The sequence below is a fragment of the Ruoffia sp. FAM 26254 genome, assembly GCF_045528545.1.
Taxonomy (GTDB): domain Bacteria; phylum Bacillota; class Bacilli; order Lactobacillales; family Aerococcaceae; genus Ruoffia; species Ruoffia halotolerans.
The window spans coordinates 76,464-98,666 of the sequence record NZ_JBGQQY010000001.1; the positions used below are offsets into that span (position 1 = coordinate 76,464).

General features: G+C 37.1%; 19 protein-coding genes. 16 read left to right on the forward strand and 3 right to left on the reverse strand.

Annotated features, from left to right (window positions below):
- Positions 1-59: 59 nt before the first annotated feature.
- Together ACEN3Z_RS00450 and ACEN3Z_RS00455 are read right to left on the reverse strand one after the other, a co-directional pair.
- Positions 60-890 (reverse strand): VOC family protein, encoded by an 831-nt coding sequence (locus ACEN3Z_RS00450; RefSeq protein WP_407089104.1) that lies wholly within the window; start codon positions 888-890, stop codon positions 60-62.
- Positions 891-976: 86 nt separating this feature from the next.
- Positions 977-1,843 carry a VOC family protein gene (locus ACEN3Z_RS00455; RefSeq protein WP_407089105.1) on the reverse strand — a complete coding sequence of 289 codons (867 nt, stop codon included), beginning with the start codon at positions 1,841-1,843 and terminating at the stop codon, positions 977-979.
- A gap of 245 nt (positions 1,844-2,088) precedes the next feature.
- Here ACEN3Z_RS00455 and ACEN3Z_RS00460 point away from each other — a divergent pair, with 245 nt between their 5' ends.
- The 8 genes from ACEN3Z_RS00460 (at position 2,089) to ACEN3Z_RS00495 (ending at position 10,804) form a co-directional block, all read left to right on the forward strand.
- The gene (locus ACEN3Z_RS00460) at positions 2,089-2,649 is read left to right on the forward strand and encodes a LemA family protein (protein ID WP_407089106.1); all 561 of its coding nucleotides are present in this window, start codon (positions 2,089-2,091) and stop codon (positions 2,647-2,649) included.
- A 402-nt stretch (positions 2,650-3,051) separates the two neighbouring features.
- The gene (locus ACEN3Z_RS00465; protein ID WP_407089107.1) at positions 3,052-3,864 is read left to right on the forward strand and encodes a hypothetical protein; all 813 of its coding nucleotides are present in this window, start codon (positions 3,052-3,054) and stop codon (positions 3,862-3,864) included.
- Between the two features lie 168 nt (positions 3,865-4,032).
- Positions 4,033-5,118, forward strand: coding sequence for a D-alanine--D-alanine ligase (locus tag ACEN3Z_RS00470; RefSeq protein WP_407089108.1), 1,086 nt, complete (start codon positions 4,033-4,035; stop codon positions 5,116-5,118).
- Between the two features lie 114 nt (positions 5,119-5,232).
- Positions 5,233-6,639, forward strand: coding sequence for a UDP-N-acetylmuramoyl-tripeptide--D-alanyl-D-alanine ligase (gene murF, locus ACEN3Z_RS00475; protein WP_407089109.1), 1,407 nt, complete (start codon positions 5,233-5,235; stop codon positions 6,637-6,639).
- Between the two features lie 177 nt (positions 6,640-6,816).
- Complete coding sequence (locus ACEN3Z_RS00480; protein WP_407089110.1) at positions 6,817-8,328, forward strand: DEAD/DEAH box helicase; 1,512 nt, start codon at positions 6,817-6,819, stop codon at positions 8,326-8,328.
- 191 nt (positions 8,329-8,519) lie between these two features.
- The gene (acpS, locus tag ACEN3Z_RS00485) at positions 8,520-8,996 is read left to right on the forward strand and encodes a holo-ACP synthase (RefSeq protein WP_407089111.1); all 477 of its coding nucleotides are present in this window, start codon (positions 8,520-8,522) and stop codon (positions 8,994-8,996) included.
- Positions 8,996-10,150 (forward strand): alanine racemase, encoded by a 1,155-nt coding sequence (gene alr / locus ACEN3Z_RS00490; RefSeq protein ID WP_407089112.1) that lies wholly within the window; start codon positions 8,996-8,998, stop codon positions 10,148-10,150. Before acpS ends, alr begins: the two co-directional genes overlap by 1 nt.
- A 21-nt stretch (positions 10,151-10,171) precedes the next feature.
- Positions 10,172-10,804: an MBL fold metallo-hydrolase gene (locus ACEN3Z_RS00495; protein WP_407089113.1), complete on the forward strand. Its 633-nt coding sequence runs from the start codon at positions 10,172-10,174 to the stop codon at positions 10,802-10,804.
- A gap of 225 nt (positions 10,805-11,029) precedes the next feature.
- Here ACEN3Z_RS00495 and cbpA read toward each other — a convergent pair whose 3' ends face one another.
- A complete protein-coding gene (gene cbpA / locus ACEN3Z_RS00500; protein ID WP_407089114.1) occupies positions 11,030-11,662 on the reverse strand; it encodes a cyclic di-AMP binding protein CbpA in 633 nt (210 codons plus the stop codon).
- 415 nt (positions 11,663-12,077) lie between these two features.
- Here cbpA and ACEN3Z_RS00505 point away from each other — a divergent pair, with 415 nt between their 5' ends.
- From ACEN3Z_RS00505 to ACEN3Z_RS00540, 8 genes are all read left to right on the forward strand, one after another.
- On the forward strand, positions 12,078-13,487 hold the full coding sequence (locus ACEN3Z_RS00505; protein WP_407089115.1) for a hemolysin family protein: 1,410 nt from the start codon (positions 12,078-12,080) through the stop codon (positions 13,485-13,487).
- A 108-nt stretch (positions 13,488-13,595) separates the two neighbouring features.
- Entirely contained in the window at positions 13,596-14,267 is a 672-nt protein-coding gene (locus tag ACEN3Z_RS00510; RefSeq protein WP_407089116.1) for an O-methyltransferase, read from the forward strand.
- Positions 14,268-15,113 carry a Cof-type HAD-IIB family hydrolase gene (locus ACEN3Z_RS00515; RefSeq protein WP_407089118.1) on the forward strand — a complete coding sequence of 282 codons (846 nt, stop codon included), beginning with the start codon at positions 14,268-14,270 and terminating at the stop codon, positions 15,111-15,113. It abuts the gene before it with no gap.
- A 100-nt stretch (positions 15,114-15,213) separates the two neighbouring features.
- On the forward strand, positions 15,214-16,590 hold the full coding sequence (locus ACEN3Z_RS00520) for a peptidoglycan binding domain-containing protein (protein ID WP_407089119.1): 1,377 nt from the start codon (positions 15,214-15,216) through the stop codon (positions 16,588-16,590).
- Between the two features lie 235 nt (positions 16,591-16,825).
- The gene (yycF, locus tag ACEN3Z_RS00525) at positions 16,826-17,530 is read left to right on the forward strand and encodes a response regulator YycF (RefSeq protein ID WP_138404477.1); all 705 of its coding nucleotides are present in this window, start codon (positions 16,826-16,828) and stop codon (positions 17,528-17,530) included.
- 257 nt (positions 17,531-17,787) lie between these two features.
- A complete protein-coding gene (walK, locus tag ACEN3Z_RS00530) occupies positions 17,788-19,641 on the forward strand; it encodes a cell wall metabolism sensor histidine kinase WalK (protein ID WP_407089120.1) in 1,854 nt (617 codons plus the stop codon).
- Positions 19,642-19,644: 3 nt separating this feature from the next.
- On the forward strand, positions 19,645-21,054 hold the full coding sequence (gene yycH / locus ACEN3Z_RS00535) for a two-component system activity regulator YycH (protein WP_235888779.1): 1,410 nt from the start codon (positions 19,645-19,647) through the stop codon (positions 21,052-21,054).
- A complete protein-coding gene (locus tag ACEN3Z_RS00540) occupies positions 21,054-21,887 on the forward strand; it encodes a two-component system regulatory protein YycI (protein WP_138404474.1) in 834 nt (277 codons plus the stop codon). Before yycH ends, ACEN3Z_RS00540 begins: the two co-directional genes overlap by 1 nt.
- Positions 21,888-22,203: the final 316 nt, after the last annotated feature.

A 22,203-nucleotide genomic window follows, 5' to 3' on the forward strand; every position in this document is an offset into this window, starting at 1 on the left:
GTGAATTATCCTCTAGAGTATAATCAGCTCCTAAAGAATCTAAGTTACTGATTACTTCATTAAAAAAAATCTTCGGATTGAGTTTCCCAAATCGTTGCACGAAGTCCTTGTTGGCCTTCTTCTGGTTGTGTAATCCCTTGATCTGCGAACCAATTATTATTTGCGACATGGTGGTGATAGCTTCCAGAAGCTTGGAAGAATGAGTCACCCTCAACATAACTTTGCGTATTTAAATTAAAGACATCACTGTAAAATTTACCCGCTGCATCATAGTCGTCAGATACTAAATGGAAGTGTCCAATTTTAGTACGTTCATCTAATTGAGTGAATTCCTCAGTAGCTGATTCCATTAACTCAACATAGTCAAGTGGCTCGTTTAACATGTCAACAGAGTTGCCACCTTCATCTTGAGGCCATTCTTCTACAGGGTAGTCCCAATATAATTCAATCCCGTTACCTTCAATATCAGCAGCATAAACCGCGTCACTCACACCGTGATAAGTAAAGCCTTCAATAGGCGATTGAGTTTCCATGAGATGGTTTAATGCACTTCCCAAATATTTGCGGTCATTGAATAGGAATGCTGTATGGTAAAGTCCAGTTGATAAGCTTTCCCCACGAGGGATATCTGTCGGGAATATCTCAAGTAACGTACGTTCATCCGAAGTTCCTAAACGGTAATACCCATCTGCTTCTTCTAGAATCGTCATCCCCATGTTATATTCATAAAATTCAGCTAAGTTAACAGAATCGATTGAGTTAAGTTGGTAACGAGCTGGATAAATAACAGCGTCAGAAGTGGCACCTTCTTGCGCCATGGCTGTGAGAGGGCTCCCGATAAGGGCAAGTAGGAATAGAGCGATAATTGTTTTCAGTGTGTTCTTTTTCAAAGTAGTCATCCTTTCGATTATATGTAAATTAATAAACACCTATAAAAGGCGTACAAGCCATAGCAAGTACACCTTTCAATGTTTTATTATTTTATGACTTTTAGGATAATACCTGTTCCGGCCGGATCTTTAAAGTAAAAAGTCTCGCCATCTTTAGTAAATTCATGTCCATTGTCAGTTAATTTTGCTTGAATCTCTTTTAAATCTTCCGCAGAACCTGACCAAACAGAGTTACGTAAACCTTGTGTTCCGTCTTGAGCAGCAGGGATATTACGACCATTCCAAAGGTTGGCACCTAAATGATGGTGGTAGTCTTGTGTAGCCATAAATAAAGCGGCTTCATTCATAATGAATTTAAGACCTAAGCCCATCACTTCATGATAGAAACTTAAAGTTGATTCAATATCATTTACGTGTAAATGAATATGCCCCATCGTTGTTCCATTTGGTATACCGGTGAAAGGCACCTCTTGTGATGAAAGTACGCCTTCAGCGTCCAATGCGATAACGATTCCACCAATTAGGCCATTATCTTTAATGTCCCATTCACTTCTATCTTTATCAGCGTATATTTCAATACCGTTTCCTTCTGGGTCAGGTAAGTATAATGCCTCACTGTACCCGTGATCTGATGCACCTTCAATATTGACTTGGTTTTCTAGTAAGTGACGTAACATCCCACCTAAGTCACCGCGTGTTGGTAATAATAAAGCAAAGTGATATAAACCAGTCGTTCTTTGTGATTTTTCAGTTGTCGCCGGGTAAATTGAGATAAGTACAGTTCCGTCTGGTGTTCCTAAGTGATAGATTTTCCCAGCGTCATCTTTACTTAGTAAAGTTAAGCCGATTTTTTCCTCATAAAAACCTGCTAATTCAGTTGGTTTTAACGCGTTTAATTCAATTCCAGTTGTTTGGATAGTTGTTGCTGATTGTGTAATTGCTTCGGTTGTCATATATGTATCTTCCTTTCAGTTGTTGCTTTTCTTTAATATCATTCAAACGTCAACTTGATGATATCATGATAAAAAGCAGACATCAATACGAATTCGAGATAAACAACACTTAAGAACACATTGACGATTAAGTCTATTTTTTAAGAGGGAAAACGAGCTATAGGGGATAATTTTCGACAATGAATCAATTATTTAATATAATGTATAGTAGAAACTATTAAATGTCTCGGAAGGAGAATATATATATGAATATCATGTGGATAATTATCGCCGTTATCGTGGTCATCGCGATTATCTGGGTACTTATTTATAATAATTTAATTAAACGTCGTAACTGGGTAGATGAATCATTTAGCCAAATCGATGTACAGCTACAACGTCGTAACGATTTAATTCCAAACTTAGTGAACACGGTAAAAGGTTATGCGAGTCACGAAAGAGAAACTTTAGAATCAGTCACTAAAGCAAGACAACAATTGATTAACTTGCCAAGTGATGCAGATCCAGCTGAAATTAATGCTAAGTCTAATGAATTATCAGGAGCTCTATCAAGACTATTAGTTGTCGCAGAGCAATATCCAGATTTAAAAGCGAATACGAACTTTACACAATTGCAATCAACCCTTGAGAAAACGGAGCAACAAATTGCGACGGCACGTCAACTGTACAACTCAACTGCAACCCAATATAACACAACTGTTGAAACAGTTCCGACGAATATTGTGGCAAATGTTCATGGCTTTAATCGACGAAGCTTACTAGAAACTCCAGAGGATGCACGCCAAGTACCAGAAGTTCAATTTTAATAATCATTATAAATGATGCGACTTACCTAATAAGGTAGGTCGTTTCTTTGTTATTAAATAATTTATACAAACATGCTAAGATGGATATACGAAGGTCAGTAGGCGTATCTCTAGCAATTGCTTGTTAAATATTATAGAATATTTTATGGAGAGATGTCAATGAGATACTCATTTGATACTATTAAATTCGGATAGTAAATAAATAATTGCATAATAATGCTTAGTTATTATTGTGCTGATTCATATAACTGCCATGGAATATAAGGGGGAGTTTAATAAAGGAAATATGTAACATAAATGTCACATAAACTCGTGTTTTAACACTATTAATTTATGAATAAAATGGGTAGAATGTAGTATATTATGTTAAGAAATTAAATTGGAAGAAAGGAGGATGCGAGTGTGAGTCGTGTAAATTTATATGTTCATTATGATTCTGTTACTAACCATATTATGACTCGAGGTATTGATCTAGTCCTTGAGGATTTTGAATCCCAGTATATGCCGAATAATATAATACTTGCTCAAGCACCTCCTGAAGTTGGACGTTTTGACGCGCAAACAAATTTCAAAGTTTTACGAAATAAAACAGAAGTAGCGAACTACTTCGAAGCTAGCAGCAACGCAGAGTTGCGAATGTCAAATTGGATTGATTTTGAAAATATGGAATCCATGCACCAATTAACAGCCAATGAGATAGCTGAGATTTTATATTTGTTCCACGCAAATAAAGGCTTAAAGTCAGCATTTTTCTATAAACTTCAAAACAATTACGTATTTTTAAGGTTACCTAATGGCCTACTGAAAGTCTTTTACCGCTTTGTTTCACACTTCTATTCACGTTTTCAAAGAGTTATCCAAGCTAGAATGGTTGCGTTAGTGAATGAATCCCGTTCACTCTTTTTTATGCGAAAAGAAAAAGTAAATCCTTTACCCTTGAATGTTGTGGAGCAAATCGCTCCGCTATTCTCTCGTGGATTAAAAATTAACTTTGTTCAAGCAATTCAAACGGGTACGTATTGGAAAGTGCCATTAAATATTATCGAAGACGAATTGACCTTATTAACGCAAGATCAAGTACCAAAAGAACACATTGGCTTTCTAGTTTATGATACGAACGCACAGCGCTGGACGTTAGAATTAGAAGTTATTGAAGACATCGATGATTTTGAATTACGAAGTCAAGGGGTTACATCAAGCAGTGTGGATGCTTAGTAAGCTTAGATAGTAACTTGCTTTATTCCATTATATAAATTAATATATAGTATTATGAATTGAATAGAAAAAAATATTATTTTTACAGTGGAAATATGGTATAATTACTATTGTTAAAATTAAAAAAATTTTATCTATTAGACGAGTTTACTATTGGAGGTTTAGACAATGAAAATCACAATGCTTTATGGCGGACAAAGCGCAGAGCATGATATTTCGATATTATCAGCACATAATATCGTGCAACAAATTATGTTCGATGTATATACAGTTCAACCTATCTATATTACCCGCCAAGGGAAGTGGATTAAGGGACCTTTATTGGAAGAGCCAAGCGCGTTCTCGGAACAGTTACGCTTAAGTTCCGCACAAGTAGAATCCTGGTGTGATAATGAAAAAGGTTCTTCGACCGGTATTAACATTAATCCTGGTGATATTGCGGAAGAGGATACAGTTGTCTTCCCAATTCTTCATGGACCAAATGGAGAAGATGGCACAATTCAAGGATTCTTAGAAATTCTAAATCTTCCATATGTAGGAGCAGGCGTAGCTGCAAGTGCTGCTGGAATGGATAAAATTATCAGTAAAAACTTATTTGAACGTGCAGGACTACCGCAAGTTCCTTACATCGCTTTCGATCAAAGAGAATGGCAATCAGATAAAGAAGACTTAATTGCGCGTTCAGAAGGTAGCTTGTTATATCCATTATTTGTTAAACCAGCGAATTTAGGTTCTAGTGTCGGGATATCAAGAGTGACTGACAGCAGTGAATTAGTTGAAGCTGTGGAATTGGCTTTACAATTTGATCGTCGTATCGTTGTTGAGCAAGGAATTCGCGCAGAAGAGTGTGAAGTGGCTGTCTTAGGGAATGATGATGCGCACGTCAGTGTGGTTGGACAATTGGTGAAGCAATCTGATTTTTACAATTATGATGAGAAATACATCAATAATACCGTTGAGATGCAAAATCCAGCTGAAATTCCTAACCACATCGCTAGCCAAGTTCAAGAATACGCGCTTGCAGCCTATCGTGCGATTGATTGTTCGGGCTTAGCTCGCGTAGATTTCTTCTTAACAAACAATGGAGACATCTATATTAATGAAATCAATACTATGCCAGGCTTTACCCAATACAGTATGTATCCGAACTTATGGTTAGGTACTGGCTTAAGTCAACGTGATTTAATTGATGAATTAATCCAGTTAGCCTTACGTCGCCATGAAAGAAATAGCCAATTAAAAGTCGATTTTTAGTCGAATACGAATCATTATTTTGCTTTGCAATAGTGATTCGTATTTTATTTTGGACAAAATATGATATATTTAACTAGATATGATAAATAACGAGAAATGTATGGTAGGTGAAACATGAAAAATATTAAATTAATGGATGTAGTTAAAGCAGTACATGCGATTGACTACACCGCAGAAAATAGAGACATTGAAATTAATAACGTAGAATTCGATTCCCGCCAAATAACTTCTGGAAGCTTATTCGTTCCGCTAACTAGTGGAAAGACAGACGGCCATGAATATATCCAAAAAGCGATTGAGAATGGTGCTATCGCAACTTTTTGGTCTAAAGACCAAGCTGAGGCTCCTTCGGAACAAATTGCCTGCATCTTTGTAGACGATACTTTAGAAGCGATGCAAGCCTTAGCGAAATACTACCGTGACATTCTAGACCCAATCGTGATTGGAATTACAGGAAGTAACGGAAAGACAACGACCAAAGATATGACAGCCAACGCGCTCATGGCAAAATACCAAGTGCATAAAACTCAAGGGAACTATAATAATGAGATTGGTTTACCTTATACGTTACTGCAAATGCCAGAAACAACTGAAGTTGTAGTGTGTGAAATGGGTATGAGTGGTTTCGGGGAAATTAAAGCTTTGAGTGAAGTTGCCCAACCGGATATTGCAGTCATCACATTGATTGGCGAAAGTCATTTAGAGTTCTTAGGATCACGTGCAGGAATTGCTCAAGCCAAATTAGAAATTTCATCTGGCTTAAAAGAATCTGGTCTATTTATTTATCCAGGTGACGAGCCCTTAATACAAAGTGAGATGCCAGAATTAAATAAATCCATTGATACGCTAAGTATCGGCTTTGACGAGACCAGTGATGTTTATGCGAAAGAATTAATTGAAGAACAAAGTAAAACTTACTTTAAAACAAACTTAGACGAAAATGTTCTATGTATGATTCCGGTTATGGGAGCGTATAACGTATCAAACGCCTTAATTGCTTTAAGTATTGCCAAAAGCATTAATGTTCCAATTGAACAAGCGATCTTCCAATTGTCTCAGTTTAAATTAACGGCGAACCGTTTAGAATGGCTAGAGATGAAGAATGGCGCTCAACTATTAAATGACGCCTATAATGCGAGCCCAACATCGATGCGAGCAGTATTACAAGCTTATTCAACACTTCAAACAAAAGAGAACGGTCGTAAAATTGCTGTCCTAGGAGATATTCGCGAATTAGGTCCTCACAGTGAACAATTCCACCGTGAGATTGCGAAAGATATTGACCCGCAAAATATCGATGTCGTTTACTTGTTTGGTGAGCAAATGCAATATTTATACGAAGAATTAAAAAAAGTTTATGATGACACACATCTCATCTATGAACCAGAAAGCCATCAAATACTCATTGAACAACTTGAAAATACGGTTACTTCAGAGGATATGGTCTTAGTTAAATCAAGTTTCGGCGTTGATTTATTAAGAATCGTGACACACTTAACAAGTAAGGAAACGCAATCATAAACAAAATAGTTGTGACGTAAGGATTAACATGTTACACTAACAAAGGTTAAAGTGAAAATTTACATAGCATCGCCTAATGACACATGCCCATTGCTTGATACTGAGTTGTGTCTAGGCGTTTTTTCTTTTTAAACAAACATATAACAAACAGGCAAAACAGAAAGAGGTAATACCTTAGTGAAATTTAATGAATTTAATTTAAAACCCGAACTAATCCATACTTTAGATGATATGGGGTTCGAGGAACCAACACCTATTCAACAACAAGCAATCCCACATGCACTAGAAGGACGCGACGTTATTGGTCAAGCTCAAACTGGTACTGGTAAAACAGCTGCATTTGGTCTTCCAATGTTGAATAAAATCCACAATAATAATAAAGGAATTCAAGGAATTGTTATTGCACCAACTCGTGAACTTGCAATCCAAGTTCAAGAAGAAATTTTCCGCTTAGGAAAAGATGTTCGCGCACGCGTATTCACTGTATACGGTGGAACATCCATTCAAAAACAAATCGAACGTATCAAACGTAATCACCCACAAATCATCGTTGGGACACCAGGACGTGTTCTAGATTTAATTAACCGTCGTGTCTTAAACTTAAAAGGCATCGAGACAGTCATCTTAGACGAAGCAGATGAGATGTTAAATATGGGATTCATCGATGATATTAAATCGATTATCGAAAAAACTCCTGCAACACGTCAAACATTATTATTCTCAGCAACAATGCCAGCTGCAATTAAAAAATTAGGAGAGCAATTCTTAACTGACGCAATTCACGTGAAGATTGAAGCGAAAGAAATGACAGCTGATTTAATTGAACAATACTTTGTTAAATTAAAAGACAACGAAAAATTTGATGTCTTAACACGCTTCATGGACGTACAAAATCCAGAGCAAGCCATCATCTTCTGTCGTACAAAAAAACGTGTTGATGAAGTAGGACGCGGTTTAACATTACGTGGTTACAACTCAGAATTAATTCACGGTGACGTAACACAACAAAAACGTTCAAGCGTAATTAACGAATTCCGTCAAGGACGCATTGAAATCTTAGTGGCAACTGACGTTGCAGCTCGTGGTTTAGATATCTCAGGTGTGACACACGTTTATAACTATGATATTCCACAAGACCCAGAAAGTTACGTTCACCGTATCGGACGTACAGGACGAGCTGGTAAAGATGGCATGTCATTATCATTCGTTACACACAACGAAATGTCTTACTTAAAAACAATCGAGAACTTAACTCGTAAACAAATGAAACCATTAAGCCCGCCAACATCAGAAGAAGTAGAGCACGGACAAGTTCAACAATTAGTTGACCAAATTAATGAGATTTTAGAATCGAGTGAAGCAAACAAACACCGCAACACTGCGAAAATGTTATTAGCGCACTACGAAGCAAATGATTTAGTTTCGGCTTTATTAAAAGAAGTTTTATCAGAAAATAACGATGTTGAGGTTGTTATTTCTCCACAAAGACCATTACCAAATGCTGGTGGAAAGAAATCTAAAAACAACAAAAAATACAACAGACGCCGTAGTAACAACCGTAATGACCGTGGTGGAAACAACCGTGGAAAACAAGGATACAAAGGCAAACAAGGTAACAAAGGTAAACAACAAGGAAACAATTCTGATCGTAAAAGCAAGAACTTTAAAATCAAGTCTAAAAACGACTAAGTAGCACATTCTATGAAATGTTTGTTAAAAAAGTACCATATTCATTTTAACGGAATAAACTAAACACAGTTTATCCTTTTATTCAGCTTTTCTAATATAGTAAAAGCTGACTTTTAACCAAAAAATACATATATATAAATAGTATAAGTAAAGCAATGGCGGAAGCTAACGCATTTTGCTGCAGAAGCCGTATGACACAATGTTCATACGGCTTTTATTGTATAATTGAATATATAAAATCAAAAGGGAGAACTAGAATGCAATTAGGGACAGATATAATAGAAATAGAACGTATTGTAGAAGTTTCTGTGCGACAACCTTGTTTTGCGGCTAAGATTCTGACGGAACTTGAGTTGGAAATCTATAATACATACTCGCAAGTCAGGCAAGCCAGCTTTTTAGCGGGACGATTTAGTGCCAAAGAAGCCTATGGAAAAGCTTTAGGGACAGGCGTAGGTAGTAAATTAAAGTTTACTGATATTACCATATTGCCTGACGAACGCGGTGTGCCGGTAATTACTAACGCACCCTTTACTCACCCAGAAGCGAAAGTTTCCATCAGTCATTCACGCTTTCATGCGACAGCAACTGTGATTGTTGAATTAGATGATCCTACATTAAGAGACAGATTAAAAGAGTATTTTTCTAATAAGAAGGAGATAAATTAATGATAGATTATAGCGACCATAGACCTACACAAGCGATCGTCGATTTAACTGCGATTCGCCACAATATTCACTTAGTTGAAAGTCAGTTAAAAGACAATCAACAAATTTATGCCACTGTCAAAGCTGATGGCTACGGACACGGAGCTGTGCCAATAGCTCGAGCAGCGCTTCAGGCTGGTGCAACTGGATTAGCTGTTGCGACAGTTGATGAAGGAATTGAATTACGTAGCCAAGGATTCTCACAAGTGCCCATTCTTATATTAGGCCTAACAGATTCGCGTGGTATCGCAGAAATTTTACATTATAATTTAACCATTACCGTGAGTCATTTAGATTTTTTCAAACTGGCTTATGAGCAATTAGAAGAAACAAACCAGCTTGGTTTATTAAATCTATCTAAATTAACTTTCCATCTGGCTTTAGATACAGGTATGGGACGTATTGGACTGCGCTCTGTTGAAGAAGTTGAAGTATTTAAAGCAGGCATTAAAGCCTATCCTTGGACAAATTGGGAAGGTGTCTTTACCCACTTCTCAACAGCCGGTGGTGGACCAGAAGAATATATTGAAGAGCAATATAATAAGTGGGTAGAATTAACTGAAGCTATTCCTGAAGATGTTAAAGTGCGTCATATCGCCAACTCTGGTATGGGTATGTGGCATTTGGATTATCCAACCGATATTATTCGTTTAGGAAGTGCGATGTACGGAATTGACCCCAAAGGTGATTTTGATAATCCAATCACTAAAGATTTACGACCGGCTTTACAATTAGTGTCCGAATTAATCTATGTGAAGAAAGTAGAGAAGGGATCTAAAGTGAGCTACGGCGCTACGTATGAAGCAAGTGAAGATGAGTGGATTGGAACAATTCCAATTGGTTATGCAGACGGGTGGTTACGTCACTATAAAGGAATTTCTTTAAATGTTGACGGCCAAGCTTGCCCAATTGTTGGGACGATTAATATGGATCAATTGATGATTCGCTTACCGCGTGAATATCCTATTGGAACAAACGTGACTCTGATCGGAACGGATTATAAAGGGAAAAACCATGCGACAACAATTGCAAAAGAAGTTGGAACGATTGGTTATGAAATCCTAACGTCTATTGGTCCTCGAGTGACAAGAGTCTATTTAGACGATTCTTATTAAAAATTTCAAGGAGGCAAAATTATGTTAAAAGTAGCAAAATTAGTTGTCGGTCAAATTCAGGAAAATACGTATGTCGTCTATAATGAAGACAACAAAGCATTGATTATTGATCCAGGTGATGATGCAGACCGTATTATCGCTTGGATAAAGGAAAATAGTTGGGAGCCCGAAGCGATTCTGATTACTCATACACATTTTGACCATGTCTTAGCAGTGGATTCAGTGCGAGATGAATTCGGTATTGAAGTATATGTTCATGAAATTGAATCGGAGACATTCCAAACTCCGAACCGTAATATGCAACCAAGTACAGTTGTAGTGAACCATCCAGCGGATCATTTATGGACTGAACTTGGAGAACATACAGTCGGACCATTTACCTTTGACATTGCGTTGATTCCAGGTCACAGTCCCGGACATGTCGTGTACACATTCAAAGAAGATGGCTTCGTGATTTGTGGCGACACTGTATTCAACGGCTCGATTGGTCGAACTGATACACCTGGTGGCGATTTACAAACGTTATTAGTTGGAATTGTCCGCAATATCTTAACTTTACCCGGAGACTTTGTATTGTTTCCAGGACATGGTGGACCAACGACTGTCTCACAAGAAATCCAATCGAATCCTTTCTTACAAGGCTTTAAAGCTTAAAAACATTAAATGAGAGCAAGCAAAAAGTGTCCAAAAAACTTTGGACACTTTTTAATTTGTGATGGGTGAATGAGTTGGGGTGGAACTAGAGCCAAACCGGGGATCCATTTGTCTTGAGTGGTTGCAACTAGAGTCGAACGCCAAACTCATTAGTCTTGAGTTGCCTTAACTTGAGCCAAACAGCACAGCCATCTAACTCAAATGCTCTCTCAAATTTTCACTATCCTACAACGTAACCACATTGACATCGTATTTGCGGCGAGTCAAGTCTTTAACTAGTGCACGGACTGATGATACATCCAAGTACTCTGGTAGCGTTACCATTAAGTAAGTGGACGTATCATAGGTTGTTTTCTCAAAGGTAACGGCAGATTGAATATCTGCTTTACGATTCACAAGTCGAGCTAACTTGTTCAGCTCGCCTTTTTCCCCACGTGTTTGAATAGCAAGAACGTAACCTGACTTGTCTGCGACCCAAGCTTGAGCTAAGTAATTAATCATAGCATCATGTTGGATGACGCCCGTAAAGACATTTTCCTTATCCAATACGGCAATAAAAGGTAAATCACGAATCGCAAAAATTAATTGGTAAAAGGTATCATTCTCGTGAACAACTCGCGTCGTGTTTTTAAGAAATTGAGTCACTTTTACTTGCGCAAGATCGGCATCGGGATGATGAAATTTGTATTTATAAATATGATAACGGTAAATATTACCGCGGTATAATGTATTAGTAGCATCGACGACCGGCGCATTTCTTAAAGAATGCTGCTCTAAAATTTCGATCGCGTCGAGACAATTCATTGTTTCATTAATCGTCACAATATTGTCTTTATGATGCACGAGGTTTTTTATCATAAAGCGAAACTCCTTGTAGTAAAATTCACTGTAGTTTGATAGATTCATATTAGCAAAATGTGATTCAGAATGCAAAGGTTTTCTAATCGTTTTTTAATATTAAGTTAATGTTAAATCTGCGTTTCTCATTAGCACAACATATAATATTAACATATATGCGTAAAATTATCTAGTTTTTATTAGAATTATTATGCAATAGAAATATGTTAAAAACCATTCATATTTCATTCAGGAAAAAATAGAAAAGAACACTGATTTTACAAGAAGATGAAGGTTAAACTTGATAAAAATTGCTTACATAAAAAAAGGGGGGAAAGACAGGTTAAATTCATCTTTTATTTCTTGCAATTTGTTCGTTTTTTTCTTATATTTATAAGTAAAGAAAAAAATTGAATTATTAAAAGGAGAGAAAATAATGGGTTCCTCGGGGTCCTTGTGGACACAAGTCATAGTAATTATAGTCTTGACGGCAATTAACGCGTTTTTCGCAGCAAGTGAAATTGCCTTCGTATCAGTCAACCAGTCAAAAATGAAAGCATTAGCAGAAGAAGGTAATAAGAAAGCTCAAAGGGTTTTGGAATTATTAGAGAATTCTGATGATTTCTTAGCAACTATTCAAGTTGCGATCACTTTAGCGGGATTCTTATCCAGTGCCTCTGCAGCGATTTCATTTGCTGACAGATTCTCAGCTTTGCTACCGACATTTCCTGGAGCAGTAACAGTTGCGATTGTTGTCGTTACGTTAATTTTGTCTTATATTACTTTAGTGTTCGGTGAATTGTTTCCAAAACAAGTGGCATTACAAATGCCAGAAAAAATCGCCATGGGTACAAGTGGTATTATTGGAACGATTCAGAAAATTTTCCGTCCCTTTATTGCACTATTATCAGCTTCAACTGGATTATTACAGCGACTAACACCTCTTGATTTCTCAGAGAATGATGAAACATTCACTCGTGATGAGATGAAAGTGTTAATGGCTGAAAGTCGAAAAGAAGGTTCTATTGATTTAGCTGAATTTTCAATGCTTCAAGGTGTTCTATCTTTAGATGATAAGATGGCTAGAGAAATCATGGTGCCACGTACGGATACAATCATGGTTGATATTGAAGATGACTACGATGAGAATATTGAAGCGTTGCTAGATACACCTTACTCACGAATTCCTATCTATGAAGGTGAAAAAGATAATGTTGTGGGTGTTGTTCATATGAAGAATTTATTGAAACACGCACGAACAGTTGGTTTTGATAATATTGATATTCTTGATATATCAAGTGAGCCACTATTTGTCCCATCCACAGTCTTTGTTGATGATTTATTAGTTGAATTCCGACGTGAAGAAACTCACTTGGCTATACTGCGAGATGAGTATGGTGGGGTTGAAGGGATTGTTACATTAGAAGACGTGTTAGAAGAGATTGTTGGGGATATCGAAGATGAGACAGATATCTCAACAGCAGGTGACATACGTAAAATCGATGATAACAATTATTATGTGAATGGTATTTTACCAATTGATAAATTTAATCAGTATTTTGATGTTGAATTAGAAAATGATGAAGTAGATACAATTGCTGGTCTGATTATTTATCATCTAGGCTATGTGCCAGACGATGACGAGCGAATTGTTCTAAGAGCAAGTGATTATGTGATTACGACAAGTCATATTGATAACGGTCGAATTCGTGGAATTCACGTGGAATATGATGACGATCAGAAAATTTCGAGTGATTATAACTTATACCATGACGTCACTGCAGATGCGAGTGATATAACAGTAGAAGAATTATTGGACTTAGACTCTGGAGAGAGTGACCAATAATCAAGTATGTCTAACGAACTTTCGGTACTCTTTGAGTCGGCCAGCTAGGACTGATCAAGCGCCAAAGTTCGTTTTTTTTTGGAGAATATTGAATAGAGGAGTAATAACATGTTAAACGAAATGATGCACCGCCCAATCGTGATGCAAAAAGTTGTTGACTTTATGCGTGAAGGCCAACTTGACTTTGAGGGAGGACTTGGTGAGATTGAAGCTTACGCGAATGAATTAGGCATTCCGATTGTACCGCATGAAACAGCGAAGTTTCTTGATTTCTTTACTGCAACCATGCAACCAAGTCAAGTTCTAGAAATCGGAACAGCCATCGGCTTCTCAGCAAGTTTAATGGCACAGCATTTACAAGCAGATGGGCATTTAACGACCATTGACCGCTATGAAAAAATGTATGAACGTGCCAAAGAAAACTTTAAAAAGCTGGGTCTAGAAGATCGCATTACTCTAATTGAAGGAGACGCAGCGGATGTCTTGCCGACCTTAGAAGGTTCATATGATTTAATCTTTATGGATAGTGCCAAAGCGAAATATATCGAATTTTATCCTGAGTGTATGCGTCTACTTCGTCAAGGAGGCGTATTAATTATTGACGATGTATTTCAAGGTGGTACAGTATTAGATGATGAAGCAGAAATTCCAAAACGCGTTAGAAAAATTCATCGTAAATTAAATGAATTGTTCGATACTGTATTAAATGATAAAACAAACCGTTCAACACTCGTTCCACTTGGCGATGGCCTTTTAATGGTCAGAAAGGAAGTAGCATAAATGACACGTGATATTCAACTCGTAGCAATTGATTTAGATGGGACTTTACTAAGAGATGACAAATCTTTGTCGCAAGAAAATGTAGACGCAATTAAAGAGGCGATTGAACAAGGTGTTCAAGTCGTTATTTGTACAGGACGTACGCTACCAAGTATTCAATATTTGTCTAAACAGCTGCCACAAGGGCATGGCGATGAATATTTAATCTTACAAAATGGGGCAGTTGTCCATCAGTTACCTGACTTAAATATTGTTCATGAAACAATCTTAACTGAAGCAGACCGTCAAGCAATTTATGATGTCTTTAAAGAGTACCGGAGTGAAGAAGTTCAAATGGTTGCCTTTGATCCAGACAAGCTGTATTTAGTTGATGATGAGACAGCGAATCCAACGGTTGTACAAGATGCTAAAACGTTAAGTACTGATATTACATTGGCAAAATTTGAAGAAGTTCTAAACTTAGAGACACTCTATAAAATCGTTGTCTTTGGTGGAGTTGAATTTATCGATGATTATTTAGAAAAAATTCCTAATGAATTATATGAACAAGTTCATATTGTCCGCTCTTTACCCGTTGCAATTGAATTTATTCCTAAATTAGCGAATAAAGCTAATGGTCTAAATGCTTTAATCCAACTGTTAGATATTAAAGCTGAAAACATTATGACCATAGGGGACGAACTAAATGATTACGAAATGGTTAAAATGGCTGGTTTAGGAGTCGCAATGGAAAATGGCCATCCAGAAGTAAAAAGAGTGGCCGATGAGCTGACTTTAACGAATAATGAGAATGGAGTCGCACATGCGATTAGAAAATTTGTCACACAACCGCCACACAATAGTTAAGTAATATTTATACTTTATTCACATTTACATGCTAAAATATGTATTTGAATGAGGTCTTGTTATTTAAAAGAACGAATATTAAATTTTTTGAGGTGAACAAATGAAAAAACTAATTATCTCTGTAGTATCGGCACTAGTCATCATAATTGTGGCATATAGTGCAGGTATCGGATATTATGCTGAGAAATTCCAAGCAAATACAACTTTTGGAAGTGTTGATATTAGTAACTTAACACTCCCTGAAGCGGAAGAAAAAATTCAAGAGGATATCTACAGCAAAACTTTCCAAATTACTGAGAACGGCCAAGAAGTTGGTTCGATTCAATTAGGTGAATTGGGACCAGAATTACAAACGGGTGAAGTTTTAACAGAAACTTACAATAGCCAAAACCCAAATGAGTGGATTACAAGTTACTTCCAATCTGAAAACCATGATAGTGGCTTAATGGAAACAATGAATTTAGACGAGCAAAAATTAAACAAACAATTAGCGAATCTAGGTTTAAGTAATGAAGACCGTACAGCGGCTCAAGATGCAGCCATTGAATATACTGAAGCGCAAGGTTACTACGTTACTGAAGCGGAAGAAGGAAATCAATTAGATATTGATAAAGTTCAAGAATTAATTATGAACGGTATTCAAAATGGTGAAGAATCAATCGAAATTAATTCAGCTTACTTAGAACCCGAATTATCAAGTCATGACGAAAAAATCGATTCAGTCATGGAACAAATTGAAACAGCTAAAAACACTGAAATTAACCTTGAAATTGCTGGAAACAATGTCACAATTCCTCAAGAAACAATTGAAGAGTGGATTTACTTTGATTCAAATAACGAGATTGTTTATGACCAAGAATTAATTTACGAATATCTTGGAACATTAAACGATGAATACGCAACTTATGACAAACCACGTCAATTCCAAAGTACTTCAGAAGGTGAAGTAACAGTTGAACCCGGAACATTAGGTTGGTCCATTGACCGTGAATCAGAAACGCAAAACATTTTAGCTGATTTACAAGCTGGTGAGAATGTATCACGTCAACCAAATATAGTGGGGACGGGTTACAATACTGGAGGCAATGATATTGGGGATAGCTACGTTGAAGTCAGTGTTGACCACCAGACAATGTGGGTTTATGTTGATGGACAAATCGTAGTTGAAACACCTATCGTAACCGGACAAATCGGAACAGATACTGTACCAGGTGCTTACTCAATCTGGGATAAAGAAGAAGACTCTGAATTAAAAGGATACAACCCTCGTACAGAGCGTGATTACGTCCAACCAGTAAATTACTGGTTACCATTTGACGATACAGGCCAAGGTATCCATGATGCTGGATGGCAAAGTAATTTTGGCGGAAACACTTATCAAGTATCAGGATCACTTGGATGTATTAATACACCACCTGATGTTATGGCAGATGTTTTTGCTCATGCATACGAAGGTATGCCAGTCCTTATCCATTAATCTTAAGGGCTTAAAAATGACTTTTTAAAAAAATTAGGTTAATATGCAAAGTAGGGGAATGAAATATTCGACTACTTTGCTTTTCTTATTTAGTCATAAATAATTAAGAAAACCTTAATTTATTGTGGCAATTTTGACTATATTTAATAAAACTGTATAATTAATACGATATATATTTAATTAATATTTGACTAACCTAAATATTAATCCTTTATGTAAGGGGGAAGAAAACTATATGAAGAAGATACTTGTTGTCGACGATGAGAAGCCAATCTCGGATATAATTACATTCAATCTATCAAACGAAGGTTATGAAATTGTCACAAGTTTTGATGGCGAAGATGCGATCGAAAAATTTAAAGAAACAAAACCTGACCTCGTTATTTTAGATTTAATGTTACCTAAAAAAGATGGCTTGGAAGTGTGTCGAGAAATTAGAAAAGAAAGTGCTGTGCCGATTATTATGTTAACGGCAAAAGATTCTGAGATTGATAAAGTACTCGGTCTGGAATTAGGTGCTGACGACTATGTAACGAAACCATTCTCTAACCGCGAACTAATGGCTCGTGTAAAAGCGAACCTACGTCGTAACGCTTTAAAAGAAGTTGATGAAGATGAAAATAATGCCAATGAAATCAAAGTAGGCGAATTAATTGTTCACCAAGATGCATACATTGCATCGAAATTAGGTAGAGAAATAGAACTGACTCACCGTGAGTTTGAATTACTTCACTACTTAGCGAAACATATTGGACAAGTCATGACTCGTGAACATTTACTAGAAACTGTATGGGGCTATGATTATTTTGGGGATGTCCGAACAGTGGACGTAACAATTAGAAGATTACGTGAGAAAATCGAAGATCAACCAAGTCACCCGACGTATATTATTACCCGTCGTGGTGTTGGATACTTTTTAAAAAATCCAGAACAAGAATAATTAAATACAATATAAAGTGCCTGCTATTTGCAGAAGGATTCCTTCGCTTAGCAGGCACTTCTTTTATACATAATAAGAACACAATGCTCTTGATTCAAAGTAAATTAAATGAGATTCTAGCTTGTAATTATAGTTAAAAATCAATAAACTGAATCTATATGTTTTTTAGAATTAAAATGTTTGAATTAAGGAGACACCAACATGTTATTATTGTGTTCAGAACATAAAAATTTAGAAAGATTGGAGCTGATACGACGATGAAGCAAAGACCTTTTCGCTTTTTCCAATCGATATACTTTAAAATACCCTTACTATTTGTATTTATCTTAGTGATCACTTTCCAATTTATCGGAGTCATCTTTATTGACCAGTTAGAGACACAAACGGTAGATAATTTTAAAGTACAAATTAATACACAAGCGGACTTTTTAGCGAATAATATCACACCGATATTATCAAATTCAGATCAAGAGTCACAAAGTGTGCTCAACCAATTGCGTCAAACTTTAGAAACTTTTAGCTCAACAGCGCCAGCGCGCCTTGAAGTGATTAATAATGCGCAAACGATCATTGCGACGAATCAGGGATTAGATCAAAGTTCGATTGGGAACCAAACTACGGATGCCGATGCGCGTAATGTCTTACTCTATCAAAATGAATTACGCAGTGAATACTCAGACCCAGAAACAGATGCACCGATTTACAAATTAATTAAGCCTATCTTTGGGACAACGCAAACGACGTTACTCGGAGTGTTAGTTATTGAAGCTAATATGGAGCAAATTTATAGTCAGAATAATAATATTATCGACCTGTTTCTCCAGTCTTCGATTTTAGCCGTAGGCGTTGCTTTACTGATTTCCTTTGTCTTAAGTCAAGGTTTAACCCGTCCAATTGAGAATATGCGTCAACAAGCCTTACGTATTTCGGAAGGGGTCTATAATTATCCTGCTGAAGTGTACGGTTATGATGAATTAGGCGAGTTAACGATGACCATTAATGAGCTGGCCGTCAAAGTAAAAGATGCCCAAGAATCAACCGAGTCAGAGAGACAACGCTTAGACGGAATTCTTCGTCATATGACTGATGGTGTTATCGGGACTGATCAGCGAGGACGCGTCCTTTTAGTAAATGATCGAGCACTCCAATTGTTAAATATTCGCCGAGAGCAAGCGATTGGTCATTCGATTTTACGTCTATTGAATATCGAATCAAAGATCGCTTTAAAAGGATTATTACAAAAAGATACTGAAGTTATGATTAATCACAGTGATAAAGGTGTAGATTCGATTTTAAAAGGTGAATTCTCGATTATTCGTCGAGAAACCGGCTTTGTTACTGGAGTTGTGTGTGTGTTAACAGACGTCACAGAACAAGAGAAGACCGAACAAGAACAACGCGATTTCGTATCAAATGTGTCGCACGAATTGCGTACACCTTTAACCAGTATTAAAAGTTATAGTGAAGCCCTATCTGATGGTGCTTGGCGTGACGAGAAGATTGCGCCGCAATTTTTAGAAGTCATTCAATCAGAAAGTAATCGTATGATTCGGATGATCGCAAACTTACTGGATTTATCTAAGATGGATGGTGGCCAAATTACACTTCAGACCGACTACGTTGATTTGAAACGGATTATTAACCATATCATAGACCGGTTAGTTTTCACTTTAGAATCGGATTCAAATGCAGGGAACTATAATTTTATGCGTGAATTTAGAACACGGGATATCTATGTCGATGTTGACCAGGACCGAATGACTCAGGTGATTGATAATATCTTAAATAATGCCGTGAAATATTCACCCGATGGGGGAACCATTACAGTTAAAATTGAAGATAACCACCGCAGTGTCATTGTACGTATCACCGATGAAGGGTTAGGAATTTCTAAGCAAGACGCTGAGAAATTATTTGATCGTTTCTACCGCGTTGATAAGGCGCGGTCTCGTGAACAAGGTGGTAGTGGACTCGGCCTTGCGATTTCTAAAGAGGTTATCGAATTACATGGCGGTTCAATTTGGGTAGATAGTGTTGAAGGTGAAGGCTCAACCTTTATCTTTGAATTACCTTATACCGAATTCACCGAGCTAGATGGGGAGTGGGATTAATTGATGAGAAAACAAAATACGGGGATCACAGTCGTGCTCGTTATATTAGTTGCGATTAGTTTCTTATTCTCATACTTTATTCTTTATGATATCAACACATTTGAAAGTATTATTGGTAATGAATCAGCTCCGACAGACGAAGAGATAGCGACTGAAACCATTCAACCAACTGCTAATTACTACTCACCCACGCGATTAAGTTTTCAAGATGTTGTCTCTTCAGATGAGTATATTATTCGATTAGGCCAACAGTCTTACTTCATTCGTGATGAAGCAACTATCAACACATTGCGTTCTTTAATTGAAAGTAGACCCATCTCAGTTGATAATGTGTCATATATGGAAGATCCGCAGTTACTTAATAATTTATTAGATGTTGATCATCTGCAGATGGAATTACCGACGCGTATTCCCTTAGGAGCATACACGCGAGTATTATCCATTGAAGACGAGATACCGACAGATATTTTAATTGATCGAATTATTATTCCGCTGACTTCGCAAGAAGAGCGTGGAGTTTACTTAATTGATTCTAAGACAGAACGTGTGATTGAAGCAGAATTATCATCGAATTTAAGAAAAGATGAATTGCGTAATGCTATTACTTTAGAGAACTCAGATTTGCTTGAAGTGGTTCGTTATCAAGGCGCATATAAGCCAATTTACCTGCCAGTCAATAATGTAAACTTACAGTCGCAACTCTTTACCCTGGATGTATTGCCAGAAAATCTTCATGTCAGTGATTTGTTTGATAATACTGGCTTTAATACGACTGAAGTAGCAAATAGTGATGATGACGAAGTATTCCGTTATCAAAACTATATTAATACACTTGATGTGAACCGAACGACTCAGCAGTTTGACTTAACAATCAGCCGGGCAGATCCGGGTGAGCCAAGAACGACTGTTGAGAAATTCCGTAATGCCTTTAGTATGGTGCAACAATTTGAGTATTGGGAAGGCGATATTCGTCTATTCCATCAAGAGAATAACTTCATTACTTTTAGACGTTACTACAATGATTTACCCATCTTAACAAGCTCAAACATGCCTGATTATGGAGCGAACTCCGTTCAGATGCGTGGCGATTTGAGTGGGGATATCTTCCGATACCACCAACCGATGTTGACTTTTTATACGCATATCGACACGGCTTCACAAGAGTATGAATTGATGAATCATGAAGAAATTTTAGCAGTGCTTCAAGAACGAGGTTATACAGTGAATGGCTTTGAAGATATCTTTATGGCTTATGAATGGCAAGAAGATATGGAAATGTTTAGAAAAGCAGAGCTCATTCCGACTTGGTTCTTCCAATTAAACGGTGAGCACTATACTTTAGAAGAAATTCAAAGCGACGACTTTGTGGATATTTGGAATACTCAAGTACTTGGTGAAGGGGGAGCTGACTAGTGGACTTTAAACGCATTCAAATCGTATTAGTGTTTTTCTTTCTAGTATTCGATATTTACTTACTATTCATGTTGTTTAATCGAGCTGAAGTAACCAGTTTACCAACTGAACAGATTGAGTTATCCATTGAAGAAAATCTATCAAATCGTGGCGTTACTTTTGATGAATTATCGACTGAAAAATATCAACTCCCATTCGTCGTATCAGAGACTAATAATCATCTTGCTGAAAATATTTCACAACTTGAAATCGAAGATGTATCTGTGAATCAAGAAGGCATGCTGACTGGGACTTTATCAGAACCGATGGATTTAGGACTCGGCTTAACAGCTGAAACAACGGGTTTTTCAAATGAACAACGGCAAGCCCTTCAAGACTTTTTGGAGAACCCAGCCTTATTTATCTCTGGAGATGTTTACCGAAATATTTGGTATGTTAATTCAGAACAAGTCATCTATGCTCGAATGACCGCCTTTGACGGGCGTCCGATTGTGGATGGTACAGCAGAAATCCGAATTAATTTGGATGAAAACTTTATGATGACTGGTTATACGCAAACTTTCCAAAGCAATGTTACAGAGCTTGACCGAGACCGGACCATCTTATCCGAACGTGAAGCTTTAGAAATTATTGATCGTCGTGTGGAAACTTTAATCCCAGACGGTTCGGTAATTCATTATTCGATATTAGTTTATTACCGCCAGACGCAATTAGACGGCTTAAACGTCTATTCACCTGCCTGGCAAATCGTGTATGACAATCCGAATGGCCGCTTTACTTTATTAGTCGATAGTATTCGAGGAAATACAGTTAACCGGAAGCAATTTAATTAGTAAGAACCGTTCGCCACTATTGTGGTGGAGCGGTTTTTTTGGGGATCGTGATTTAAAATGCAACTCGCGCCAAATGGCTGTTCGGTTTGTCTTGAGTTGACGCAACTCAGGTCAAATGGGTGATCGGTTTGTCTTGAGTAGACGCAACTCAGGTCAAATGGGTGATCGGTTTGTCTTGAGTAGACGTAACTTGCGCCAAATGGGTGATCGGTTTGTCTTGAGTTGACGCAACTCAGGCCAAATGGGTGATTGGTTTGTCTTGAGTAGACAAACTTTTTAAATAATTACCCGTAACACATGTTCAAAAAGAAGTCTT